The organism is Clostridium sp. 1001271st1 H5 (genome assembly GCF_005845215.1).
GTDB lineage: Bacteria > Bacillota > Clostridia > Lachnospirales > Lachnospiraceae > Enterocloster.
This window is the reverse complement of the sequence record NZ_SPHO01000008.1, coordinates 113,649-129,038: the sequence shown is the minus strand read 5'-3', so window position 1 is coordinate 129,038 and position 15,390 is coordinate 113,649. Positions and strand designations below refer to the sequence as shown.

At 46.6% G+C, this 15,390-nt stretch carries 16 protein-coding genes; 4 read left to right on the top strand and 12 right to left on the bottom strand.

The genetic code is table 11. The features are described from left to right. Positions 1 to 3: 3 nt before the first annotated feature. The 6 genes from FGS84_RS13890 to FGS84_RS13865 form a co-directional block, all read right to left on the bottom strand. Positions 4 to 444 (bottom strand): TRAP transporter small permease, encoded by a 441-nt coding sequence (locus FGS84_RS13890; protein WP_243129984.1) that lies wholly within the window; start codon positions 442 to 444, stop codon positions 4 to 6. 98 nt (positions 445 to 542) lie between these two features. Next, a complete protein-coding gene (locus FGS84_RS13885) occupies positions 543 to 1,643 on the bottom strand; it encodes a TRAP transporter substrate-binding protein (protein WP_138309144.1) in 1,101 nt (366 codons plus the stop codon). Between the two features lie 29 nt (positions 1,644 to 1,672). Further along, positions 1,673 to 3,049, bottom strand: a complete 1,377-nt coding sequence (gene allB / locus FGS84_RS13880) for an allantoinase AllB (protein ID WP_171042633.1) — start codon at positions 3,047 to 3,049, stop codon at positions 1,673 to 1,675. Between the two features lie 208 nt (positions 3,050 to 3,257). Next, positions 3,258 to 4,751: a response regulator gene (locus FGS84_RS13875; protein WP_138309142.1), complete on the bottom strand. Its 1,494-nt coding sequence runs from the start codon at positions 4,749 to 4,751 to the stop codon at positions 3,258 to 3,260. Positions 4,752 to 4,767: 16 nt separating this feature from the next. Then, a complete protein-coding gene (locus tag FGS84_RS13870) occupies positions 4,768 to 6,309 on the bottom strand; it encodes a sensor histidine kinase (protein ID WP_243129983.1) in 1,542 nt (513 codons plus the stop codon). A 428-nt stretch (positions 6,310 to 6,737) separates the two neighbouring features. Beyond that, complete coding sequence (locus FGS84_RS13865) at positions 6,738 to 7,616, bottom strand: LysR family transcriptional regulator (protein ID WP_138309140.1); 879 nt, start codon at positions 7,614 to 7,616, stop codon at positions 6,738 to 6,740. Positions 7,617 to 7,858: 242 nt separating this feature from the next. Between FGS84_RS13865 and FGS84_RS13860 the strand changes: the two genes are divergently transcribed. The 3 genes from FGS84_RS13860 (at position 7,859) to FGS84_RS31210 (ending at position 9,862) form a co-directional block, all read left to right on the top strand. Then, entirely contained in the window at positions 7,859 to 8,929 is a 1,071-nt protein-coding gene (locus tag FGS84_RS13860) for an aminotransferase class I/II-fold pyridoxal phosphate-dependent enzyme (RefSeq protein WP_347563837.1), read from the top strand. A gap of 10 nt (positions 8,930 to 8,939) precedes the next feature. Beyond that, entirely contained in the window at positions 8,940 to 9,509 is a 570-nt protein-coding gene (locus FGS84_RS13855) for a TetR/AcrR family transcriptional regulator (protein ID WP_171042631.1), read from the top strand. A gap of 98 nt (positions 9,510 to 9,607) precedes the next feature. Beyond that, the gene (locus tag FGS84_RS31210) at positions 9,608 to 9,862 is read left to right on the top strand and encodes a hypothetical protein (RefSeq protein ID WP_207671122.1); all 255 of its coding nucleotides are present in this window, start codon (positions 9,608 to 9,610) and stop codon (positions 9,860 to 9,862) included. Here the strand turns inward: FGS84_RS31210 and FGS84_RS31520 are convergent. Next, positions 9,857 to 10,219: a hypothetical protein gene (locus FGS84_RS31520; protein WP_243129973.1), complete on the bottom strand. Its 363-nt coding sequence runs from the start codon at positions 10,217 to 10,219 to the stop codon at positions 9,857 to 9,859. The genes FGS84_RS31210 and FGS84_RS31520 overlap by 6 nt on opposite strands. 15 nt (positions 10,220 to 10,234) lie before the next feature. On the opposite strand from FGS84_RS31520, the gene FGS84_RS31515 reads away from it, so the two are divergent. Next, a complete protein-coding gene (locus FGS84_RS31515; protein WP_243129972.1) occupies positions 10,235 to 10,381 on the top strand; it encodes a hypothetical protein in 147 nt (48 codons plus the stop codon). A gap of 100 nt (positions 10,382 to 10,481) precedes the next feature. Here FGS84_RS31515 and FGS84_RS13845 read toward each other — a convergent pair whose 3' ends face one another. From FGS84_RS13845 to FGS84_RS13825, 5 genes are all read right to left on the bottom strand, one after another. Beyond that, the gene (locus FGS84_RS13845; protein ID WP_138309137.1) at positions 10,482 to 11,078 is read right to left on the bottom strand and encodes a class II aldolase/adducin family protein; all 597 of its coding nucleotides are present in this window, start codon (positions 11,076 to 11,078) and stop codon (positions 10,482 to 10,484) included. A 2-nt stretch (positions 11,079 to 11,080) separates the two neighbouring features. Beyond that, complete coding sequence (gene otnK / locus FGS84_RS13840) at positions 11,081 to 12,394, bottom strand: 3-oxo-tetronate kinase (protein ID WP_347563835.1); 1,314 nt, start codon at positions 12,392 to 12,394, stop codon at positions 11,081 to 11,083. A gap of 71 nt (positions 12,395 to 12,465) precedes the next feature. Then, on the bottom strand, positions 12,466 to 13,539 hold the full coding sequence (gene dctP / locus FGS84_RS13835; RefSeq protein ID WP_138309136.1) for a TRAP transporter substrate-binding protein: 1,074 nt from the start codon (positions 13,537 to 13,539) through the stop codon (positions 12,466 to 12,468). Positions 13,540 to 13,604: 65 nt separating this feature from the next. After that, positions 13,605 to 14,894 (bottom strand): TRAP transporter large permease, encoded by a 1,290-nt coding sequence (locus FGS84_RS13830; protein WP_138309135.1) that lies wholly within the window; start codon positions 14,892 to 14,894, stop codon positions 13,605 to 13,607. Next, positions 14,895 to 15,377 (bottom strand): TRAP transporter small permease, encoded by a 483-nt coding sequence (locus FGS84_RS13825; protein ID WP_138309134.1) that lies wholly within the window; start codon positions 15,375 to 15,377, stop codon positions 14,895 to 14,897. Positions 15,378 to 15,390: the final 13 nt, after the last annotated feature.

Here is a 15,390-nt window from a genome sequence, read left to right as displayed (position 1 = left end):
ATTCTAGCTCTCCCCCTTCCTGTCAGGAATTCCTTCTGTTTTCAGACTATTAATCTGCACGATGATTTTTATTATATAGGCTATGCTTGTAAGTAAAAATCCAACAGGTATTGCAAGATAAAACCAGACCATATTTATCTGCAGACCCGGAGCAATCTGTTTGCTCTCAGCCAAAAAAGCCACCCTTTCAAAACCATAAAATGTACATATGAGACAGAATACCAATGATAAAATCATGGATATCTGATTCATCAGGCTTTGAACTCTGCAAGGCATCAAATCCCTTAAGATTGTGATTTTTATAGGTTCATCATTCCGTTCAACGTAGCTCAGTCCCATAAATACCATCCAGATAAAGCATCCTCTTGCAAGCTCCTCCGCCCATACCAGCGAGAAATTAAAAATGTATCTGCTGACAACCTGATAAAAAATGGTTACCACCATGGCGGCAAGGAGAACAGACATGGCCGCTGCATGTATTTTTTCTGCCGTTTTGACACTTATAAATTTGTACTTGGACATGGTCCATTCCCCTTTCATGTCTATTGCGCTATTGCATCCTGTACCTGCTTAATCACATCAGCACCTATCTGTTCCTCAAACTGTTTATAGACTGGCTGAACTGCCTCAACCCAGCGTGCCTTTTCATCATCACTTAATTCGATAATTTGAATCCCATCGGATTTCATCTTTTCAATCATGGTCTTCTCATTTTCCCTTACAAGCTCACGCTCATATTTAGCCATCTCTTTTGCAGCATCTGTGATGATTTTTTGATTTTCAAGAGACAACCCCTCAAAGAAGTCTTTATTGATAAGAAAAACATGAGGAAAATAGCTGGATTGTGTCAGTGTCAGGTACTTCTGCACTTCCTGAAATCTGCTGGCCCATGCCAGGTTCAAATCCTGGTCAACACCATCCAGGGCCCCCTGCTGCAATGCAGTATATACCTCACCAAAGCTGAGGGGAGTAGGATTCGCTCCCAGAGCTTCAAGAATGGCAATATGAATCGGACTGGATGTGGACCTGAGCTTCAGGCCTTTCATGTCATCCAACTTCTCAATGGGCTTAATGGAATTAAATACATTCCTATAACCAAGTTCAGTATATGCCAGTCCCATCAGCCCTTTATCCTCCAGCTTCTTCAGCATATCCTGGCCGATTTCCCCGTCCAGCACCTTTTCCGCATCCTCTACAGTTGGGAAAATATATGGCAAATCAAAAACCAGAAAAGCATCCGTAAACTCGGCTAAATTGGAGGTCCCGCACGTTCCTATCTGAATGGTACCCATCTGCACTCCCTCCGTCACTTCACTGTCGGAGCCCAGAACTGAATTTCCATAAACTTCAACTTGGATTTCATCGGTTTTGGATTCAACGATTTCTTTAAATTTCAAAAACCCCAAATGCATAGGATGGTCAAGAGGCTGTGTATCTGCTGCCTTGATAATAATCTTTTCGTTCTTATCAGCGGAACCTGAAGGCACAGCCTGTTCCGCTTCCCCCTTCTGCTCCATCTTACTCTGCTGCTGCGTCCCATTTTGTTGTCCTGCCTGGTCCTGTTGTTTCTTCTGTCCGCAGCCAGTGAGGACAATGCCGCAGATAACAAGGGCTGCTGACATTAATGCTATCGCTTTTTTCATGAAATTACCCCTTTCCTTTTAAAATTAATTTATTCTTCCGCCTTACCCGGCCTAAGCCATTCACCATATCCGGCGTCCGCCGCCTGTCCTTCCTGGTCATAAACCACCGTACCTCTCACTACGGTTTTCAAGACCTTGCCGTAGAGTTCAATACCATCATATATGACGCCTGATTCTTTACACTTTGACCTCATCTGATTATGGTCCATCTTATAAGGAGTATCTAAATCCATCAGTACCAAATCAGCATCAGACCCTATTTTAATTGCCCCCTTTTTTGGATACAGCCCAAAAGACTTGGCAGCGTTTGTACTCAGAAGCTTCACTGCTGTTTGGAGCGTAAGCCGCTTTTCTTTGACTGCTTTCATGATAAGCGGTACCCGCATTTCCAATCCCGGCAATCCGGGAGGGGACATAAAGATATTATCCAAACCTTTCTTCTTTTCCTCCGCTGTATATGGGGCATGGTCGCTGGAAATAATGTCTATATCACCGTTATTCAGGTGCGTCCACAGGGCTTCGGACTCCATTTTTGACCGCATCGGCGGATTGCATACAGCGTAGGTTCCATACCGTGCAATGTCTTCTTCCGTAAAATAGAGATAATGCGGGCAGGTCTCAATAATCAGCCTTTGTCCCATCCTTCGTGCTTGATTGGCAATCCTGATAGACTCAGAGGTAGTCAGATGTGTAAGGTACAGTGGCACATTGAATTCCCTCGCATACCGTATTAATTTTTCTACCATCTCAACTTCGGCTATGGGGGGCCTTGATTTAGCATGATACTCTGCCGAAATTTTGCCTTCCGCCTTGAACTCACTTATTATTCCCGTAACCAATCCAATCGATTCGGTATGTGCTCCCAGAGGAAGCCCTGTTTTTGCAACTTCTGCAAACCCTTTATAGAGCTGATACTCATTTTCCATTGTCAGGCCGATAAATTCATGTTCACGGCCTGCAGGAGGCGTTTGCAAGAATGTTTTAAAGCCCAGTACACCCGCTTTTGCAAGCGGCATTATATTCTGGAGTTTATTACCCGCAGCTCCCAAAAAACCAAAATCTATGATTGATTGGCTTTCAGCTGCACCAACCCGTACCATAAGTTCATCTACAGAATAAGTCGGAGGAGAAGACAAGGGCATTTCAATCAATACTGTAGTGCCGCTTCCCGCGGCAGCTAATGAACCGCTTGCAAAATCCTCCCTATGGGAAATCCCCGGATATCTTATGTGGACATGAGAGTCAATACAGCCGGGCAGCAAATATTGACCGTCTGCATCAATCACTGACCTGGCCGCTGGAAGCTGGGCATTGGTTCCCATCATGGTTATCTTTCCGCCCCCCACTCCTATGCCGCCAAAAAACATGCCATCCTCTGTTACAACCTTTGCATTTTTAACAGCCAAATCCAACATGAAACTTTACACCTCCATTCCTCAACTAAATGGTTATATTAACAATAACATTTGAAAATGAGACTGATTAGTGCTATAAATCACCAATCAAAGGGCTTATTTCAATACTTCTTATTGATGGTCATACAAAAACTTCTGCCGGAACCTATTATGAATAGATTCCGGCAGGAGCCATTATCTTCTTCGAAGGAGTCCGCTGTCAGTTGTGGTCAGACATCTTTCGGTAATCAGAAGGATATTGATTTTCAGATTTATAAAACAGCCTGGAAAAATATCTGACACTGTGATAACCTACCATCTCAGAAATTTTATTTACAGAAAGATTTGTTTCAGCAAGCAGTTCCTTAGCCTTTAAAAGTCTTATTTCTGTCAGAAAATCAACATATTTCGTTTTAGTCTGCTTATAAAACAGGGAACCGAGATAATTAGGTGTGATTCCTAAACTGTCAGCTATAATATTCAAACCTATATCGCGCATATAATTGTCCTTTGTAAAAGCAATCACCTGTTCAATATAACTGGTATTAATCTGTCTCCGTTCCAGCAGTACTTTCTTCCCGTATCTCCTCAAACCATCCGCCATATTCGCCACTGTGCCAAAGTTTGTCAATTCTGTATTTATAGAACAATTCAGAAACTGCAAAATATTGTCTTTAACCGCCTGATTCAGCAGCTGGCTATGTCTGGTTAGTATGAATCCAAAATTCGCTAAACTTTGGTTATAATCAAGAAGTTTATTCTCGCGCATACATCTGCATACATCTAAAACCAGTCTCCCTATTTCTGAATAATCATTTACTTCCTTTAGACCAGCTATCTTCTCAGCATGGTGCTTACAACCGGTTCCAAGTACCACTCTCAGCGGGCCCAGTTCATCTAATTGTCTGATTTTATTGTTAATTTCCATATAAGAAGAAATGTCATTATCCCAAAAAATAGTGGCAGAAAAACCATCAGTTGACATACTGCGGGCCAAATGAGCCGATTTTCTTAGATATTCATGTACCACCCGGCCGCAGTCCTGCCTGCCATCTTTTTTGCAGGCGCACACAACAGCAAATTTATAATCGGAAATATTAAACATAGCAATTTGAATATTGGATGATAATTCATCCATGGCATTCTGTTTCATCTCATGACAAAATAACCTTCTATGATTCATGAATGCTTCCGTATGAATCCTTCCATCAAAATAAATTACCCCTGCTTCAAATACCGATGATGTAATGATTTTCTCCAATGATGTATCTTTAGCCACATCAAAGTTATTATATAATGCAATAATGTCTCTTTCAAATCTCTTATTCAAATCAATGTATAACAAATGACTTTCATTTACCAGAGCATTCATTGTTTCCGCAAGAATCTTACAGTTTATGGGTTTCAACAGATATCTTGATACACCAAATTCAATGGCCTGCTGAGCGAAATCAAATTCCTGAAAACCTGACAATATAATCCACTTCGTGCTTGGAGATATCTCTTTCGCTCTCCTGATTGCCTCCAATCCGTTAAGCTTAGGCATTTTAATGTCAACAAAAGCAATATCCGGTTTAAAATCGTCTAATGCCTTAATTAATTTTTCTCCATTTTCTGCCTCCATAATTTTTTCAAAGTACATATTCATTTCCTGAAGCATACTTATGAGGGTCAATCTTACTTTCTTTTCATCATCTGCTATCAAAATATTCATAATTATATATCCCTTTTTAATCAAGTGTATGAATATCGTCCATAAATACTTTAATACTGATGCAAGTACCTGACTTCGGCCTGCTGTCTATATCAAATGAACTGCGGGCATATGCCAGCTTTAATCTTTCCCTTACATTTGAAATACCAACACTGTTCCCCTGGTTTACTTGACTTATATCAAATCCTTCTCCATCATCAGCAATAGTGATATGTACATAAGAATCCTCTTCTCCTTTGACCATACAGGCATTAATTATGATACTGCACGTTCTGTCTGATGGTTCCACAGCATGTATCACCGAGTTTTCAACTAATGGCTGAAGCATTAATTTGGGAATTTTAAAGTCTGATACAGTGTCAGCACAAAAAATACTAAAATTCATTCTTTCCTCAAAGCGGAGTTTTTGAAGCTCACAGTAATTATGCAAAAAGTTGAACTCCTGTTCAATGGTAACCATGGTATCATTTCCCAAAGTATATCTCATAAGTCCTGACAGATTTATAATTGAGTTTTCCAGAACATCCCGCTGTCCCTCTCGATTGAGCCATAAAAATCCGTTCAGAACGTTATATAAAAAGTGCGGCTGAATCTGGGACTGCAATGCGCGATATTCTGCATTGCGCTGGCTCAATAAAAGTTTATATTCTTTATCAATATAATTATTCAACTTCTGAATCATATTGTTCAGGGAACGTTTCAGTTCAGATAATTCATCTTCTCCATACACGGTGCAGCTAATATTTAAATTGCCATTTTTAACGTGCCGCATAACATGAGTCATTTCCCGAAACGAATTCGTTATGCTATTAGACAGCGTCGTAAACATTAATGATGTAATTATAATCACAAGAACAGCCACCATGGTATTAATGGTACAAATCCACCGTATCTTCTCCCTGAGCGTGCTGTCACTGAGCAAAATAACCACTTTCCAACCCGAAGGAATAATGGCCTGTAAAAAGACCCTGTAGGTTGTTCCTTCCACGCTGATTACACGTTCACCCTGCTGAATCAGTCCCTGTATTTCACTGGAAACAGGACTGTCTGAATAGACAACTTCACCGCCTTCATCTAAAACCAACGACATGGAAGGACCGTTAAACTTCAAATCAGTAAACAAATCCTGAAAAAAAGCAATATCCGTATCTGCCATGATAAATATCTTACTGCCGGCCTTATACGGATGCTTCATGGACTGGACAACCGAAAACACCTGCTTATTAGCAGAGTAAGTAAAATAATCCGGTTCATGAGCACCAATGAAGGTAAACGGTTCCTTGGAAAACGCGATTTGGGAAACCAAATCATCATAGGGGGAAGATGGGTATATACGGCTGAGGTCCAGGTCTACATTTACATTTTTATTAAAGTACTGCAGCCCCCCATCCTGGTTTTGCACAATAATACTCAGCAGATTTTTTCCTGAAGTTTTTAAATAGTTTTCGATATCATGGGACTTAAAACAGTCGTTTCCACCGGAAAAGGCTCTGACATCATCCAGATTATTTTCTTCTAATGTGTTTAGTACCTTTTTATCATATCCAACTGTTGTCATCAATCTTTCTAGTTCGGAGATATAAGAATAAATATTCTGAGATACAGATTTCAGAGTATTGCTTACCAATACATCTGCTTCAATCTGCGTCTGCTGCTTAAAATATGAAATGCAGAAAAGAGTTATAATGATAGTTGGTATCAAGGTGCATATTACATTTATTGCAATTAGCTTAAACCGAAGGGAACGCGTGAATCTCACCTTACCGTCTATGTTCTTATAGGACTTGTTTTTCTTGGGGCGGTACAGAATATCCAACATGGAGAACATTATCTCCTTTCGACCCTTAAAGCGGTCCATCAGCACGCATGAAAGCGCTTTATACCTTGTATACAGACATATTATAACAAAATCTTAACGCGAAATCAAGGAATGGGGGGGATAAGGGACGGCGTAAAATCATCATCGGACCCTAATACCTATAGTTCCTACGGCAGTTCCCCCATCATATCCTTCACGCATTCAATGAATTTCTTCATGGCAGGGGATGCCTCCTTTAATGACGGCACTCCGATTCCAAGGGAGACAAACTGCGGCGGGTCAAAGGGCAGGGTAACCACATCCCCGGACCAGCTGAGGGTGATGAGTCTGTTATTCAGGCTCATGCCCAGCCCGGCCTCCACCATACAGTAGGTTGTATATGCATCTGCTGTGGAGAAACGGATGTCCGGCGTCAGGTGCCTGGCCCGAAGAAGGCGGTCTATTTCCGTGTCCTGATTTGGCATGGTTATGATAAATGGTTCATTTTCCAGCCCGCACAGCGGAAATGAACCATCCCCTGCCCTGGGATGATTCTTCGGCAGCCAGGCCAGCAGCTCATCCTGGCGGATGGGAATCCAGTCGCAGATTGTCCCGGCGGAAGGCTCCGCGAAAAAGCAGCAGTCCACGGACATCTCATTGAGCCAGCGGGTCATCTCGCGGTTGCCGCCCTCCTTCATGTTAATCCTGACATTGGGATACAGCTGCCGGAACCGCTTCAGTATGGGAGGCAGCCACATGGCCGAAACACTGTAATAGCTCCCAATGGTCAGGGCGCCGCTTAAAATCCCGCGGATATCAGCCCCAATCTCCAGGGCATGGTTATGGGCGCGGACAATCTCCCGGAAGGCCGGAATCATGGCCTTTCCGTTTTCCGTGGGAGACACCCCCTTTTTTGTACGTATAAAAAGAGGAAAACCCACTTCCTCCTCCAGGGCGTTCACCATCCTGGTGATTCCGGACTGTGTATATCCCAGGAAAACACCTGCAGCAGTCAGGCTTCCATGGTCAATAGCCGCAAGAAAGGCTTCGCATTTCGTAACATCCATATTTTTCTCCATCCATGACAGTTTATCATGATTAATATGATAAATCAGGTTTTGTGTCATACATAAAAACATTGTACAATAGTGCTAATGACATGTCAAACACAACAGAACATACTGCCTTCGGTGTGTAAAAGAAATACCTCCCCATAAGGATTTCTTCCCGGACGAAACGGTTCCCTGCAAAGAACCGCTGCCTTTACACACCGGAGCTGAGAAAAGAGGATAACGAAATGGAACTTTGTATGCACAGCAGACCATCTTTTGCTTCCGATTATATGGAAGGCGCACACCCGGCTATTCTGACACGTCTCATGGAGACAAACATGCTTAAGACCCAGGGATATGGAAGCGACCCTTTTTCCCAATCAGCCCGTGAAAAAATCCGCGCGGTATGCGGCTGCCCGGAGGCCGAAATACATTTTCTCGTCGGAGGCACCCAGACCAATGCCACTGTCATACGCGGAATCCTGCACTCCTATGAAGGCGTAATTGCAGCTGGTTCCGGGCATATCAGTGTCCATGAGGCCGGCGCAATTGAACTGGGAGGCCATAAGGTGCTTACACTGCCCCATACGTCCGGAAAACTCAGGGCAGCGGACATCGAGGGCCTGGTTACAGATTACAGAAGGGATACAAACAGCGGTCATATGGTCATGCCCGGCATGGTTTATATTTCTCACCCAACCGAATACGGGACGCTGTACTCGCTCAGTGAACTGCAGGAAATCAGCCGTGTATGCCGCAAGAACGGCCTTCCGCTGTTCATGGACGGCGCACGGCTGGCCTATGCGCTCTCCTGCCCCAGGAATGAACTAACGCTCAGGGATATTGCCAGGCTATGCGATGTATTCTACATCGGAGGAACCAAATGCGGGGCCCTGTTTGGAGAAGCGGTTGTGATAACACAGCCGAATCTGATACCCCATTTCTTCACTGTCATTAAGCAGAACGGCGCCCTCCTTGCCAAGGGAAGGATGCTGGGCATACAGTTTGACACCCTGTTTGAAAATGACCTTTACCTGAAAATCGGTGCTTCAGCTATAGAGGCAGCCGACCAAATCAGGGACGCCCTGACAAAATGCGGATACCGCCTGTTCCTTGATTCCCCCACGAATCAGATATTTATTATAATGGAACATGAGGCAGCAGCCCGGCTGGCCCGGAAAGCAGAGATATCCTTATGGGAAAAATACGATGACAACCACACCCTGGTACGGTTCGTCACGGATTGGGCAACCCAGCAAAGGGATGTGGACATGCTGATAGGGATACTGGAAGAGGAACACAATCCCACCCTGGCCTGTGTTTCATAGAGGATTGGCTTTGAGAAATATAATCCATAACAGCAGCACAAATGGGATTGACCAAAAAGGTTACCGGTACGCTGACCTGCGGCAGATTTGTGCTGACTGCGGCGTCACCACAGGAGCATTTTACTTTTTCTTTGAAAATAAAGACGCCCTTTTCTGCGCCATTGTTGACCCTGTCATTCAGATGCTTAACGGCCTGACCAGCCAGCTGTGTGAAAGAGAGCTGTCAAATCCCTCCAGCTTCAGTGGGAACGACCTTATGACTATGGATTTCCTGCTGAAGCACCGCAGGGAAATGCTGGTTTTGATGGAAAAATCCCAGGGAAGCAGCCGTGAAGATTTTCCCTGCCGGCTGTTTGACACCATGGTCTCATATTTTAATGATGCCTTTGCAGCTGCCATCGGCAGGCAGCCCCGGGCGGACGTAATCCGGATGCTGGTGCAAATCCGCATTGCATCCGCCATGGACATACTGAAAGGAGCAGAGACAATGGAACAGGCCTTTATCTTAAATAATGTAATGGCTCACTATGCAGACGGAGGTTTCAACAGTCTGGTTCACAATTTAAAAGATGTATTATAAAGCCCGGAGGCAGACGCCTTCGGGCTTTTGCATAACAAAACATATCCGCTGTTATGTACAGACCGGATAAAACAACCAAGCAGGAGGTAAGAAATAGTATGAAACATCAGACACCAAACTATGGGAACTGGATTCCCAAAACAATGATGCAGGTTTTGTGGGGTATCACCGGCCTCACCCTGGCAGCCGCCCTTATCTGGAAAAGCCGGATTATATCCGCGTTCGCCTTCCTTCTCTTCCTTCTCATGGGCGGAATAACCGTCTATATGCAGCTCTGCAGAAGGGCCTTTTCCTTTGAAGGCGGAGGGGTCATGGGACAGATTCACCAATACCTGCTCTCAAAGCTTTCATGAAACGGCAAAGGAAGGCTGCTGGACATCGGCTGCGGCTCCGGAGCCCTGACAATCCGGTGTGCAAAGACATGGCCTGATGCCGCGTTCACGGGAATTGATTATTGGGGCAGGGAATGGAATTACGCCAGGGAACAATGCGAAGAAAACGCCAGGCTGGAGCAGGCCGGACCCATCTGCTTTCTGCAGGGCGATGCCTCCGGGCTTCCATTTGAAGCGGGGCACTTTGATGCTGCTGTCAGCAACTTTGTTTTCCATGAGGTAAAAACCCAGCCCGATAAACGCCTGGTTGTCCGTGAAGCGCTCCGTGTAGTGAAAAAAGGCAGTGTTTTCGCGTTCCACGACCTCTTTGAACAGCATGCCATCTATGGAGATATGCAGGAATTTGCAGAACAGCTGCGCAGGGAAGGGATTAGCGAAGTTCACTATGAACCGCACACGGAACAGCTTTCCTGCATTCCTGCCTATGTCCGCGCCCCATGGCTTTTAAATGGGCTGGGAATCCTTTACGGAAAGAAGTAGGTATTTCATAATCAGGCGCGCCTGGGCGGGAATATCCGTATGGTTCCCGCCCTCCCAGGCGACTGTCTTCCCCCCGGTCCCCCATCAGGAAATCCAGCCATCAGCATTCCGGAACATGTTCTCCCCTCAGATACCAGGCTGTCTTTGCGCTTTCCTCCAGTTCCTCCAATCCGTAAAAGGCATCCAGAACCGTCTTGCCTGCCACTACAGGGCCGTGCTGTTTCAGAAGATAGGCGTCACTGTCCATTATCCGTTCTTCCATGTACCGGAAAAGCTCCTGGCTTCCCGGCTTTGCATAGGGAATCATCCCTACGGTCCCCACCTTCATTTTAAGATACGGCGTGTAGGACGGTATCACATCTGTCTCCTTTTCATGTTCCAGGCAGGACCAGAGGACTGAGTAAAAACCATGTGTGTGTACCACCCCTGTCATCTCCGGCCTGTGCCGGTAAATCATGGCGTGAAGCGGATACTCCTTGCTGGGCTTTACCCCCTCCACATAAGCCCCATCCAGCGTAAGCGTGGAAAACTGTTCCTTTTCCAGGGTTCCAAAGCTGGTGCCGCTGCCGGAAATATAGATAAAATCTCCTGACCTGACGCTGATGTTTGCAGTTGAACCGCTCACTCTGCCCCTGGCAAACAAAGAATGGGCAATCTCCACGGCTGCCTCCAACTGACGTTCTGTGTTAATATCCATAATTATCCCTCCAACTCATTTACTGCCCGGCTAAAGAAATCATCCTGGCCAAAATTTCCTGATTTCAGTACCAGGCGCATAGTGGTATCCTCCAGCGGAATCATCACCGGCACCCCTGGGGCAATGCTGCGTCCTATCCAGAACCCCTGATATCCCAGACGCTGGATGACTGCGCCTGAGGTCTCCCCTCCTGCCACGATAATCCTGCGGTACCCGCTGGCAGCCGCCCTTGCTGCCAGCTCTGCTGCCAGCTGTTCCAGCATAGAGGAAACTCTTTCCCTGCCCTCTGCCTGAATCTTTCGCACCTGCTCCGGACGGTCCGAGCTGTACACCAGCACATTCTCCCCCCGATGCATTTCCACAAAGCCCCATATATGCTCTGCTGTCTCCTCACCTGCAAGGACGCGCCCGGCCTCTATCCGGTAGCACGGATAATTCTTCTCCTTATAACTGTCAATCTGCCTCAATGTTGCCTCGGAACAGCTTCCCGCCAGCAGTAAGGATTCCTGCCTGCTGCATGTTTCCTCCTTTCCATCAGCTGCCTTCTCTCTGAGCACATCCCCGCTCCCGTCCAAGCCTTCTCTCCGGTCCGCCGCAGCTGTTTCCGCCATCAGCCTTCCCACATGCTCTGCCAACCCGGAACCACCGGTGTAAAAAGCAATATGGCCAAACTCCCGTGCAATCGCCTCTCCATGGGACTCCTCATAATAATCCGGTATAAGATAGCAATGGCCCTCCTGCCTGCACAGATTCTCCTGCTCCCGCTTCCACTGTTCCCTGGTCTTTCCTGCCATGCTGATTCCCTTATAGCGGCTCTGCATTTCAATGAGCCGGCTAATCTCCGACTCCTCCATGGGTGTCAGGGGATGGCTGCGCATGGAGCTTTCCTCCAAAAGGACACCGTTGACATAAAGCTTTCCTCCCCGTACCGTCCTTCCATTGACCGGAAGCGCGGGACACAGAATTGTATAGGGATAATTAAATTCCTCCATCACGGCATCCGCCACCGGCCCGATATTCCCCTCTTTGGTGGAGTCAAAGGTGGAACAGTATTTGAAATACAGTTTCCTGGCTCCCTCCTGCAGCAGCCACCGGAATGCCCGCAGGGAATCAGCAACCGCCTTGCCCCTGTCCTGGGTCCTGGATTTCAATGCAATCACCACGGCCTGGGTTCCCTCCCTCACGGTCTGTCCCTCTTCCGGAACTCCGTTGTAAAGGACAGTCACCAGCCCTGCTTTTACAAAAAAGGACGCCACATCACCGGCTCCCGTAAAATCATCCGCAACACAGCCAATGTAAAAATCTCTCCCCATCATTTATCCCTCCGTTCAAAGAGTTTCTGTTAAATATAGAGCCCGTAAGCTCACGGACTCTATATACACGTATCCTATTCGTTCCTTGCCTTATCCACCAGCTCAATGATGGGCGCGCACATATCATACTCATCGTACATGACAGCTGTTGCTTTCTTAAACTCCTCCAGATCCGGGCGGCATATGGTGACACCCATGTCCTCAATCTGCTTCATGCACTCCGCTTCCTGTTCTTTTATCATGCTGCGGCTCTTTAACTTGATTTCCTCTCCGGCCTCCTGGATGATTTGTTTCAGTTCATCCGGATAGGACTGGTACTCTTCCTCATTAAAATAGAAGGAGCCTTCATAGGCAACGTGGTCCGTCATGACACAGTAAGGCGCCACTTCATAGAACTTCAGGCTCAGCGTCAGGGCAATATCATTTTCCTGCCCCTGCACCACCCCGGTCTGAATGGATGTGTATACCTCGCTCAGTGACATTGGTATGGGCGCCGCGCCAAGACATTCCCAGATTCTCACGTAGCCCGGAATATTCGGTACGCGTATTTTCAGTCCCTTCAGGTCCTCCAGGGATTCAACCGGAACCGTACATGCCAGTTCCCGGTTCATGCCGTCAATGACAGACACCAGACGGAAGCCGCTTTGCTCCGCCACCATATCCGATACCTCATCAAAATGGTTGTCCCAGAACCTGTACTGATGTTCCTTGTTGTCATACAGGAACGGAAGACACCACACGTTAAATATATCGTTTACAGCGCTCAGGGAGCTTACACCATCCATGACTATATCAATATTTCCCATTTCCAGGCCTTCCAGCGCATCCACCAGGCCTCCCAGCTGTCCTGAGGCAAAGACTTCGCCGGTCACTTTGCCGCCTGTCTTTTCCTCCACAATATCCAGGAATTCCTGGGAGAGCTGGGTCATGTAGTAATCACTGCTCTCCGTGGTTGCCAGTTTCCAGTGATACGAATAATCCGCACCTCCTTCAGCAGCTTTTCCCTCATCCCCTGTCTTTGCCTCTGCAGCTTGTTGATTCCCAGAGGATGGTTCCTCTGCCTTTTTTCCATCAGACGAACCGCAGCCCGTCATCATGGATACTGTCATTGCAGCCATAAGAACCATCGAAATCAATTGTTTTTTCAAACCTTAATCCTCCTTCTAGTTATACATTAAACAGTTGCCACACAGTTACATTACCAGCTGCATAGTTACATTCCCAAGATACCCGGAAGCCAGAGAGAAAGCGGTTCCACATATGTAATGACTGCAAGGGCCGCAAAACCCGCAATCAGGAACGGGATGGACGCCTTGACCTCCTCCTCAAAAGGAACCTCTGCAATGGCTGCTGCAATATATTGGTTTTCTCCTACCGGCGGCGTCGTAAGCCCCAGCGCCAGATTTACCACCATGATAATCCCAAAGTGAACCGGGTCCACTCCCAGGGAAGTGGCAATGGGCAGCAATATAGGAGTAACTATCAGAATACCTGCCACGGATTCTATGAACATGCCAATAAAGATAAATATCAGATTTGCTACCAGCAGGAAGATATACTTATTGCTGGCAATGGAGCTGATGCCTTTCCCCAGAAGGCTGGATACGCCGGAGCTGGTAAGCAGCCAGCTGAATGCGCCGGATGCGCCTACCACTATCATGACAAGAACCGTGTTCACAATGGCGCCTCCCATAATGCTTCCAATGTTTTCCAGATTTATTTCCTTATACCAGAACGCGCCCGCTAAAAATCCGTAGGTAGCTGCCACTGCACCTGCTTCTGTCGGGGTGAAGATTCCTCCGTAAATGCCGCCCAGAATAATGGTTGGCACCAGCAGCGCCGGTATTGCATCTAAAAATGCCGCTCCCAATTCCTTCATGGTAAATGTATTCATCTGCCTGATTTTCCGCTTCTTGGCCTGGTACGCAATTGTCACCATCAGGAAAAGGGCCAGCACAATTCCCGGAACAATTCCGGCCATAAACAGCTTGCCAATGGATGTGGACGAGCAGACCCCGTACATAATCATGGTAATGCTGGGCGGGATGATGACTCCCAGAGCGCCGGCAACCGCCTGGATGCCTGCCACAAAATCTGCAGGATAACCGCGTTTTTTCATCTCGGGAATCAGTGTGGAGCCAATGGCTGCCGTGGTTGCAGCGGCAGAGCCGGACAGCGCGCCAAAAAATGCAGAGGCCACCACAATTACATGGGCCAGGCCTCCTGCCATCCATCCCACCAGGCAATCGGCCAGACGCACAATCCGTTTGGACATTCCACCAACCTCCATCAGCTTTCCGGCCAGCATAAAGAACGGGATAGCCATAAGGGTAAAGGAATCAACCGACGCATAGGTTCTCTGGGCCAGTGTTGCCACCTTCATCCCGCTGCCAAGCATTACAAGGGCTGTAGGCAGACCTATGGAGACAACCAGCGGAACATTCAGGAACAGTAAAAGCAAAAGAAGGGAAAACAAAATAATAGTAACGGTCAAAGAGGACATTTACACATTCCCTCCTTTCTCTTGTGTATCTTCACAGCGGTATGCCTTCCACCCCTCTTTCACTGCAAAAATGCAGCAGGACAAGCCACAGTATATCAGGGAGATGAGTGTGATTGCATAAGGTACCTTTGTAATCGGATAAGTCTGGCCTTTATTAATTGTCATCTGCATATAAGTAGCCGCAGATACCCCCAGCAGGACAAAATATGCGGTCATGAACACCATGGCGGCAATATCCGTAATCCTTCTGCCTCTTTTCTTAAACAGCTTTTTTACAAAGAAGTCCACCCGAATCAGGCCGCCGTTCTTAAAAGCATAGCTGGAGCCCGCAAAGGTAGCCCACACAAGCATCCACCGGGCCACTTCCTCGGTCCACGACAAAGGCCTGCCCATAAGACGGAACACAATTTGTATCAGGATTACCACAGTCATTGCCACCAGTACAATGGAAGAAACTATCAGGTCAAAATGGAACTTTTTCATATACGCTCCTCCT

Coding starts and splice junctions, on each gene's coding strand:
- FGS84_RS31520 (WP_243129973.1), bottom strand. CDS start 10,219: ATGCTGTTCAAAGAGGTCGTGGAACGCGAAAACACTGCCTTTTTTCAC.
- FGS84_RS13860 (WP_347563837.1), top strand. CDS start 7,859: ATGCACAGCAGACCATCTTTTGCTTCCGATTATATGGAAGGCGCACAC.
- FGS84_RS13870 (WP_243129983.1), bottom strand. CDS start 6,309: ATGACAACAGTTGGATATGATAAAAAGGTACTAAACACATTAGAAGAA.
- FGS84_RS31515 (WP_243129972.1), top strand. CDS start 10,235: ATGCAGGAATTTGCAGAACAGCTGCGCAGGGAAGGGATTAGCGAAGTT.
- FGS84_RS13885 (WP_138309144.1), bottom strand. CDS start 1,643: ATGAAAAAAGCGATAGCATTAATGTCAGCAGCCCTTGTTATCTGCGGC.
- otnK (WP_347563835.1), bottom strand. CDS start 12,394: ATGATGGGGAGAGATTTTTACATTGGCTGTGTTGCGGATGATTTTACG.
- FGS84_RS13865 (WP_138309140.1), bottom strand. CDS start 7,616: ATGGATGTTACGAAATGCGAAGCCTTTCTTGCGGCTATTGACCATGGA.
- FGS84_RS13890 (WP_243129984.1), bottom strand. CDS start 444: ATGGTGGTAACCATTTTTTATCAGGTTGTCAGCAGATACATTTTTAAT.
- FGS84_RS13875 (WP_138309142.1), bottom strand. CDS start 4,751: ATGAATATTTTGATAGCAGATGATGAAAAGAAAGTAAGATTGACCCTC.
- FGS84_RS13825 (WP_138309134.1), bottom strand. CDS start 15,377: ATGAAAAAGTTCCATTTTGACCTGATAGTTTCTTCCATTGTACTGGTG.
- FGS84_RS13845 (WP_138309137.1), bottom strand. CDS start 11,078: ATGGATATTAACACAGAACGTCAGTTGGAGGCAGCCGTGGAGATTGCC.
- FGS84_RS13830 (WP_138309135.1), bottom strand. CDS start 14,894: ATGTCCTCTTTGACCGTTACTATTATTTTGTTTTCCCTTCTTTTGCTT.
- FGS84_RS31210 (WP_207671122.1), top strand. CDS start 9,608: ATGAAACATCAGACACCAAACTATGGGAACTGGATTCCCAAAACAATG.